Raw genomic sequence first — 7,781 nt, 5'->3', positions numbered from 1 at the left:
TTATATTTGAATTCTGTTCTATATTTTGCCATAAAAAACTGACCTCCTTAAGTTGATTAGGTCCAACTTTAAGGGGTCAGTTCAATTAGCTAGGATTTTTTTCTTTAAATATAATTTGGGGTATGAATTTATAAGGAGTGTGAGCTTATGGATGAAATAATGGATTTATATGATGAAAATAGGCAAAAAACAACAAAAACTTATATAAGAGGATCAGCCCAACCCAAGGGTTTTTATAGGATGGTTGTCCATGTGTGTATTTTTAATAGCAATGGCGAACTTTTAATCCAACAACGTACCTTTAATAAAAAAATGCCTGGCCTTTGGGATGTAAGCTGTGGTGGAGCGGTGTCCACGACGGAATCATCAGCTATCGGAGCTCAAAGAGAATTATTTGAAGAACTTGGAATAAAGATTGATTTTACAAATATAAGACCAAGTCTAACTGCAAATTTCCCCCTAGGATTTGATGATTTTTATATCCTGCATGCCGATATAAATTTAGATGATCTGGTATTACAAAAAGAAGAAGTAGCAGATGCCAGATGGGAGAAACTTGAGGGAGTCCTCGCTTTAAGAAAAGCCAATAAATTTGTAGGCTATAAGGAATCTTTTATAAGATTTTTGTTTGAATTAAGCAATGATAATAGATATGTGGAGATATAATTAGAATAAATAAGAGATGATTATATGAAAAAAACTAGTTTTAATAAGGCTTATCGGTTGCTTAAAATAGCATTTTATTTATTAACAGTTATTGCAATAATAAATTTTAAAAATTTACCTGACCTCATACTAATCCATTGGAATGGCAGTGGAGCAGTCAATAATAGTGTAGAAAAGGGGCACTTTCTACTTAGTATCTGGATAATTTATTCAGCTACACTTTTAATAGATAAAATTGAATATAAAAGAGCAGATTATAAAGATAATAAAACCAGCAATATTATTATCATAGTTGTCTTAACTTTATTTCTTTTAATTTTTGCTTACTTATTACTAACAAATATATAAACAAAAAACTCGAAGCTTTTAGCCTCGAGTTTTATTTATTTAATTCCTCAAGTAGGTAATCTGGATCCATGCCGTGTACCATGCATGCTTCATCAAGTGTTTCATATAATGATGAAGGACATGATATACAACCCATACCTGCCATAAGGAGTGTATTTATAGTTTCTGGTTTTGCTTGAATAATCTCACCGATTAGCATATCGCGAGTGATTTCAACTTTGCCAGTTGTTTGTTTTGTATCTTCCATTTTTCTGCCCCCTTTTTATAATATAATGGTACCTTTAAAACTAGTATTAGCAAGTGATTTACTAGGGATTATGTTTCCTATCGATAATAAGTATAATAATAGAAAATCAAAGAAAGGTCAATATTATGGATCAAAAAAAGATATTAACAGATGAAATATTAAAATTAAGAGAAGAATTAAAAGAAAAAAATGAAATGATAAATAACCTAGGAAAAAATGTATCATTTTTCCAATTATTTGTCATACCATTAATAGCATCAGCTCTTGCTACTCTCATTGTCAAACAATTTTCTATAACTACTAATCAGAGTGTAGGATTTTTTATAGTTATATTTATTTTAAGTTTAATTTTTGTAACAATGATAAATAAAAACAAATTAGCTAGGAGAAAAGATGAGCTGATAAAAGAAAGACTTGCCATCCAAAAACAACTTGTGGCTAAGGGAAAAGAACTAAGTCAAATTGAAAAATAAAGTCTATTTAGTATAATATTAGCAGTTAGACACTTAGAGTGCTAAGGAGGGAATATGAAACAAGAATTTAAAGCTGAAGCTAAAAAAGTCATGGATTTAATGATTAATTCTATCTACACAAACAAGGAAATATTCCTAAGAGAATTAATCTCCAATGCATCCGATGCTTTGGACAAATTATATTATAAAGACTTAAAATCAGACAATGACACACAAAAAGATGATTATTATATAGAGATTATAGTGGATAAAGATGATCGTACTTTAACCATAAAAGATACCGGAATTGGTATGGATAAAGAGGATTTAATCGAAAATCTGGGAACAATTGCTAAATCTGGCACAGAATCATTTAAAAATACTGTCGAAAATTCTGATATCAAAGACCTAATCGGTCAATTTGGTGTAGGATTTTATTCTGCATTCATGGTGGCTGATAAGGTAGTTGTAAAAACTAAAAAATATGGTCAAGATACTGGATATCTCTGGGAAAGTGAAAATGCAGATGGTTTTGAAATATCAGAAACTCATAAAGATGACCAAGGCACAGAAATTACACTTTTCCTAAAAGAAAATACAGAAGATGAAAACTACGATGACTATTTAGATCAATTTAGAATCAGAAATTTAGTAAGCAAATATTCAAATTACATCCGTTATCCAATTAAAATGGAAGTTACAAAAACTAGACTTTCCGAAGATAGCACAGATGAGGATCCAAAGTATGAAGATTATAAAGAGCTTGAAGTTCTAAATTCTGAAACACCTATTTGGAAGAAAAATAAAAGTGAATTATCTGATGAAGACTACATTGGATTTTACCAAGACCAACACTTTGGATTTGATGAACCACTTTCATGGATTCACTTTGCTGCCGAAGGAACAGTTCAGTTTAAGGCCCTAATTTACATTCCGAAAAAAGCTCCATTTGATTATTACTCAAAAGATTATCAAAAAGGCCTTCAATTATACACTCACGGTGTAAAAATTATGGACCGCAGCGAAGATTTATTAGATGATTCCTATTCATTTGCAAAAGGTGTTGTAGAAAGTGATGATCTTACCCTAAATATTTCCAGAGAAACCTTACAACAAGACAGGCAATTAAGGGTGATTTCAAAACAAATTAACAAAAAAATCCGTAAGCACTTGCTTGATTTACAAAAAAATGAGCCAGAAAAATACGCTGACTTTTTCAAAGAATTTGGAAATAATATAAAAGTGGCAATTTATGAATCCTTTGGATCAAATAAGGAAGATTTACAAGACCTATTGCTATTTTATTCTAAAAATGAAGATAAATTAATCTCACTTAGAGAATATAAAGAAAAAGCAAAATCAACAGATGAAAATATTCTTTATGCAACAGGAGATTCTATAGAAAAAATCAAAAATTCACCAGCCCTAGCCCTAGTTAATGATGATCAGGATGTATTATTACTAGATGAGCCAATAGATGAATTTTTAGTAAAAATGCTAGAAGAATATGATGGACTTAAATTTAAATCTCTTGCTGAAGAAGATGAAGAGCAAACAAGTGATGAAGGTCAAAAAGAGTTAATCGAAAAACTTTTAGAAAATCTGCCTGAAGATGTTGTGGACATTAAATTTAGCGAAAAAATGGGAGACATTCCTGCGATGATAAAACAAAGGGGAGATATTTCGATAGAAATGGAAAAGGCCCTTAAAAATAATCCAACAGGTCCAGCTGTAAAGGCAGAAAAAGTGCTAGAAATAAATAAAAATTCTAAGGCTTATGAGCTTTTAGAAAATGCAAAAGATGATGAAAATAAGAATGAAATTGTAAATCTACTTCTAGATCAAGCAAAATTAATAGAAGGCCTAGAAATTGAAGATCCAGTAGCCTATACAAAAAATATTTGGAAATTTATTTAAGGAAAATTATGGAATATAAGAGAAAAAATGTTTGGTTAAACATTGATCAAAATCAAAAAAATGAACTCGAAGAAATCTCAAAAGACTATATAGATTTCTTAAATGTAGCAAAAACTGAAAGACTTGCTACAAATGAGATTATAAAACGTGCTGAGGCTAAAGATTTTGTAAGTCTTGATAAAAAAATCAGTGAAAATTCTTTAAAAGCAGGCGATAAAGTTTATGTTGTAAATAAAAACAAGGCAGTTGCTTTGTTTGTAATTGGCAATGAAGACTTGGAGAAAGGGATGAATATTGTTGGTGCACATACTGATTCACCAAGGCTAGATTTAAAACCTGTCCCTCTTTCAGAAGATAATAATATTGCATATTTTAAAACTCACTATTATGGAGGGGTTAAAAAATACCAATGGACAACTATTCCTTTAGCCCTACATGGAGTGATTTTTAACAAAAACGGCGAAAAAATTGAAGTCTCTATTGGAGAAAACGACGATGAACCAGTATTTACAATATCAGAGCTATTAATCCACCTTTCTAAAAAATTAATGCAAAAATCAGCTAGCGAAGTTATTGAAGGGGAACAATTAAAGGTAATAGTTGGCTCAATCCCACTTGCTGATGAAGATGATAATCCGGTTAAGAAAAATATTTTAAAAATCCTAAACGAAAAATATGGTATCGAAGAAGAAGACTTCATCACCGCAGAATTTGAAGTTGTTCCTGCAATAAAAGCACGTAATGCAGGTCTTGATAACTCTATGATAATAGGCCACGGCCAAGATGATAGAGTTTGTGCTTACTCAACATTAAACGCAATACTTGATATAAAAAATCCATCAAAAACTGCGGTAGCCTTATTTGTAGATAAGGAAGAAATTGGATCACGTGGTGCAACTGCTATGACTTCACAATTTTTTGAAAATGTAGTGCTAGAGCTATTAAATATCCAAGGCAAGGCAAATCTTATTAGTCTTAAAAAATCTCTTGCAAATTCAAAAGTTCTATCAGCAGATGTAACACTCGCTTACGATCCAAATTTCAAAGATGTATCAGAAATAGATAACTCAGCACAATTTGGATGCGGGGTGGCCCTTACCAAATACACCGGTAGCGGTGGAAAGGGTGGATCAAATGATGCAAATGCAGAGTATCTATCAGAAGTAAGAATGGCTTTTGAAAAAGAAAATGTAATCTACCAAACAGGCGAGCTTGGCGCGGTAGATGCAGGAGGTGGGGGCACAATTGCCTTTATTCTTGCAGAATACGGAATGGATGTAGTCGATTGTGGAACTCCAGTTATTTCTATGCACGCACCAACAGAACTTGTAAGCAAGGCTGATTTATATGAGACAGTACTAGCTTACAAAGCTTTTTATAAAAATATTTGACACACCATTAGACATTTAGTATAATATTACGCTTCCTTGACTTAAGTGCTTTATGGTCGTATAATCTATATTAGCATTTAATGAGAGGATGATTTAATGGAGCAAAGATCAGTAAATGACATCAGACAGGAAGTCAAGAGAAATATCGGCAAAGAGGTAATTCTTAAAGCTGATATGGGACGTAAACGTATAAAAACAAAAACGGGTGTCATTGTAAATGCATTTCCTAGCGTCTTTACTGTAAAAGTAAATAACGACTTTGATGTGGAACGTACAGTGTCATATTCATATTCGGATATATTAACATCAACTGTGGAGCTTATCTCTGCAGAGTAAATAAAAAACTGATTGGTAAACACCAATCAGTTTTTTTAATTATTTTCTTCAGTTTTTTCGCTAGTGTCTTCATCACTTTCTTCATCATCTTGATTTTCATTTTTATCTTTATCCACCTCTATAATAGTTGTGGTGGTTTCTGTGGGTTTTACTTCCTCAACCTTTTTTTCGCATCCTGTAAATATTGCAGATATTAGAACAATAGATGCTAAAAATTTATAAACTCTTCTCATAATTTCCCTCTAAATTTTTAAATCAACCCATTTTCCTTTTTTAAACCTATGTCTTAATCCAATAAATCTACTTGCTTGATCAGTTAGAATTGCTATCCAAATACCATCTAGTCCTAGTTTTAGCATATTTACCATAACTAGAGTTGCAACTGATCTTACGATTGTTACAGATATAATTGCCACAAATAGGGTATATTTAACATCTCCAGCAGATCTTAAAGATCCACCATAGATTACCTGAAGTATTTGAAAGATTACTATAAATCCAATATATCTTATTACTATATCACTTTTTTCGATTATACTTGGGTCATTGAAAAATAGGCTAAATATCGCTCTACCAAATATCATAAATACTATAGAAATGATAATTCCCATAATAAATCCTATTTGCTGGCAGGCCTTACCGTAAGCAATAGCTTCATTCTTGCGTCCAGCACCCAGATTATTTCCAGTTAGGGTAATAACTGCAACACTCATACCATCTCCTAAAGAAAAAGAAAGTGAAAGCAAGTTCATACCAACATTATGTACGGCAAAATAATCTGTACCAAGCCTTGCAGCTGTAAGGGCTGTTATGAAAAATCCTATCCTCATGGACATAATCTCAATAAAAATATTGACTCCAAGATTTGAAATTTCTTTTGCAATGGTTTTGCTAATCCTTATACCACCATAGGCCATTTCTTTTAGATTTAGGTAGGAATTTTTCTTTCTAAGTGAATAAAAGCACATAATTGTTGAAACTGCCGCACCTATTACTGTCGCAATAGCTGCACCCTTTGTTCCAAGAGCAGGAAAACCCAAATTGCCCTCAATTAGTAAGTAATTGAAAAATATATTTACAATTGATGAAACAAGATTGGTTATAAAGGCAATTCTGGTATTACCAGCACCTCTATGAGCCGCATTAATAGTCATTGACAAGGCATTAAAGACTATTCCAAGCATAATTACATTAAAATATTCTTTGGCCATAGTGTGAGTGCTTTCATCACTTCCAGCAAAAACTAAGATTGGATCTGCAAATCTTATCATAATAATTGTTGTAATAACAACAAAAATCATAGATATTAAAATTGAAGTTGCTAAGGTCTGGTTGGCCTTTGTTCTATTATCCTCACCCTGTCGTCTTGCAACTAGGGCTGATACTGCGCTTGATATTGCAAAAAAAGATGTAATAGCCAAAAACTTCGGCTGGGTAGTAAGTCCTATTGCAGCAATTGCCTCAGGTCCCAAAGAAGAAATCATAAATGTATCTATCATACCAGCAAGTGCTATAAAAAAGGACTCGAAGACCGCAGGCCAAGCTATTGAAAGTGCTCTTTTGTAATATTTACTATCTAGCAAAATTGCCTCCATTATCTAAAATATACAAGTATTCTTCAATATATATTTCAATGTCATCTGGATGATCGCTTTTTTGCTTAGACAATATTTCATAAATTTTATCTGATGCAAGCTTATTTGATAAATTAAAATCACTTGTTTTTAGATAATAATTTATAAAGAGTGCATCCAATAAGTCACCAGTTCCAGCAAAATTATGGTCAATTCTTTTGTAGTAAATTTTTTTAATATCATTGCCAATAGCTAGATTATAGTATCCATTTTCATCATTAAGACTAGTAATTATATAATTTTTGCTAATTGACTTTAATTCATTAAAATTATCTAACGCTAAAAAATTTGCCTCAGTAATATTTGGCATGGTGATATCAGCAATATCTAAAAATTCCTTATAGATATTTATTTTTTCCTCATCAACCCCCTTATAGAGACTGCCATTATCTCCCATTATAGGATCCAAAATTATTAAAGGTTTTTTTTCTAGAGATTCTAAGTATGAAAAAATAATATTTTTCTGCTTCATATCATTGATATAGCCTAAAAATATTAAATCAAAATCAAAGCCAAGTTCCTGCCAGACTTTTAAACTATTTTTTATATAATCAGTGGTGTCAAAAATAGTAACTTTCCCCTTGGAAAAATTATTTGAAATTAAAGCTGAAGGTAGAAAAAAAACATCATGGCCACTGTAAGAAAGCACAGGTTCCATCATATTTCCAGCGATTTTCCCTCGTGATACAAAATCGCTTATCAAAAGAATTTTACTCATTATTTACTCCTTATTAATATGATATTAATTATAGACCTTTTGTCAATTAACTAAAAGATTAAAATTTGCTAT

General features: G+C 31.5%; 10 protein-coding genes. 6 read left to right on the top strand and 4 right to left on the bottom strand.

Annotation, left to right across the window (positions count from 1 at the left end):
- Window positions 1–147 precede the first annotated feature (147 nt).
- Window positions 148–666, top strand: coding sequence for an NUDIX hydrolase (locus JNO63_RS05905; protein ID WP_203127578.1), 519 nt, complete (start codon window positions 148–150; stop codon window positions 664–666).
- 24 nt (window positions 667–690) lie between these two features.
- Complete coding sequence (locus JNO63_RS05900) at window positions 691–1,014, top strand: hypothetical protein (RefSeq protein ID WP_203127577.1); 324 nt, start codon at window positions 691–693, stop codon at window positions 1,012–1,014.
- Window positions 1,015–1,045: 31 nt separating this feature from the next.
- Here JNO63_RS05900 and JNO63_RS05895 read toward each other — a convergent pair whose 3' ends face one another.
- Window positions 1,046–1,261, bottom strand: coding sequence for a DUF1858 domain-containing protein (locus tag JNO63_RS05895; protein WP_203127576.1), 216 nt, complete (start codon window positions 1,259–1,261; stop codon window positions 1,046–1,048).
- 125 nt (window positions 1,262–1,386) lie between these two features.
- On the opposite strand from JNO63_RS05895, the gene JNO63_RS05890 reads away from it, so the two are divergent.
- From JNO63_RS05890 to JNO63_RS05875, 4 genes are all read left to right on the top strand, one after another.
- Complete coding sequence (locus tag JNO63_RS05890) at window positions 1,387–1,734, top strand: hypothetical protein (protein WP_203127575.1); 348 nt, start codon at window positions 1,387–1,389, stop codon at window positions 1,732–1,734.
- Window positions 1,735–1,788: 54 nt separating this feature from the next.
- Window positions 1,789–3,630 carry a molecular chaperone HtpG gene (gene htpG, locus JNO63_RS05885; protein ID WP_203127574.1) on the top strand — a complete coding sequence of 614 codons (1,842 nt, stop codon included), beginning with the start codon at window positions 1,789–1,791 and terminating at the stop codon, window positions 3,628–3,630.
- Between the two features lie 8 nt (window positions 3,631–3,638).
- Window positions 3,639–5,021 (top strand): aminopeptidase, encoded by a 1,383-nt coding sequence (locus tag JNO63_RS05880; RefSeq protein WP_203127573.1) that lies wholly within the window; start codon window positions 3,639–3,641, stop codon window positions 5,019–5,021.
- Window positions 5,022–5,117: 96 nt separating this feature from the next.
- Window positions 5,118–5,357, top strand: coding sequence for a Veg family protein (locus JNO63_RS05875; protein ID WP_203127572.1), 240 nt, complete (start codon window positions 5,118–5,120; stop codon window positions 5,355–5,357).
- Between the two features lie 35 nt (window positions 5,358–5,392).
- Here the strand turns inward: JNO63_RS05875 and JNO63_RS05870 are convergent, their stop codons facing one another.
- From JNO63_RS05870 to JNO63_RS05860, 3 genes are read right to left on the bottom strand one after another with little or no spacing between them, the layout of a single operon-like run.
- The gene (locus JNO63_RS05870) at window positions 5,393–5,590 is read right to left on the bottom strand and encodes a hypothetical protein (protein ID WP_203127571.1); all 198 of its coding nucleotides are present in this window, start codon (window positions 5,588–5,590) and stop codon (window positions 5,393–5,395) included.
- A gap of 9 nt (window positions 5,591–5,599) precedes the next feature.
- Window positions 5,600–6,940, bottom strand: coding sequence for an MATE family efflux transporter (locus tag JNO63_RS05865; RefSeq protein WP_203127570.1), 1,341 nt, complete (start codon window positions 6,938–6,940; stop codon window positions 5,600–5,602).
- On the bottom strand, window positions 6,930–7,709 hold the full coding sequence (locus JNO63_RS05860) for a bifunctional hydroxymethylpyrimidine kinase/phosphomethylpyrimidine kinase (RefSeq protein ID WP_203127569.1): 780 nt from the start codon (window positions 7,707–7,709) through the stop codon (window positions 6,930–6,932). The genes JNO63_RS05865 and JNO63_RS05860 overlap by 11 nt, the downstream gene beginning before the upstream one ends.
- Between the last annotated feature and the right edge of the window lie 72 nt (window positions 7,710–7,781).

This window comes from Anaerococcus sp. mt242 (assembly GCF_016798225.1).
Taxonomy (GTDB): domain Bacteria; phylum Bacillota; class Clostridia; order Tissierellales; family Peptoniphilaceae; genus Anaerococcus.
Note: the sequence above shows the minus strand (reverse complement) of the source record. Positions and strands in the feature narration are given on the sequence as shown.

Coding starts and splice junctions, on each gene's coding strand:
- JNO63_RS05905 (WP_203127578.1), top strand. CDS start 148: ATGGATGAAATAATGGATTTATATGATGAAAATAGGCAAAAAACAACA.
- JNO63_RS05900 (WP_203127577.1), top strand. CDS start 691: ATGAAAAAAACTAGTTTTAATAAGGCTTATCGGTTGCTTAAAATAGCA.
- JNO63_RS05895 (WP_203127576.1), bottom strand. CDS start 1,261: ATGGAAGATACAAAACAAACAACTGGCAAAGTTGAAATCACTCGCGAT.
- JNO63_RS05890 (WP_203127575.1), top strand. CDS start 1,387: ATGGATCAAAAAAAGATATTAACAGATGAAATATTAAAATTAAGAGAA.
- htpG (WP_203127574.1), top strand. CDS start 1,789: ATGAAACAAGAATTTAAAGCTGAAGCTAAAAAAGTCATGGATTTAATG.
- JNO63_RS05880 (WP_203127573.1), top strand. CDS start 3,639: ATGGAATATAAGAGAAAAAATGTTTGGTTAAACATTGATCAAAATCAA.
- JNO63_RS05875 (WP_203127572.1), top strand. CDS start 5,118: ATGGAGCAAAGATCAGTAAATGACATCAGACAGGAAGTCAAGAGAAAT.
- JNO63_RS05870 (WP_203127571.1), bottom strand. CDS start 5,590: ATGAGAAGAGTTTATAAATTTTTAGCATCTATTGTTCTAATATCTGCA.
- JNO63_RS05860 (WP_203127569.1), bottom strand. CDS start 7,709: ATGAGTAAAATTCTTTTGATAAGCGATTTTGTATCACGAGGGAAAATC.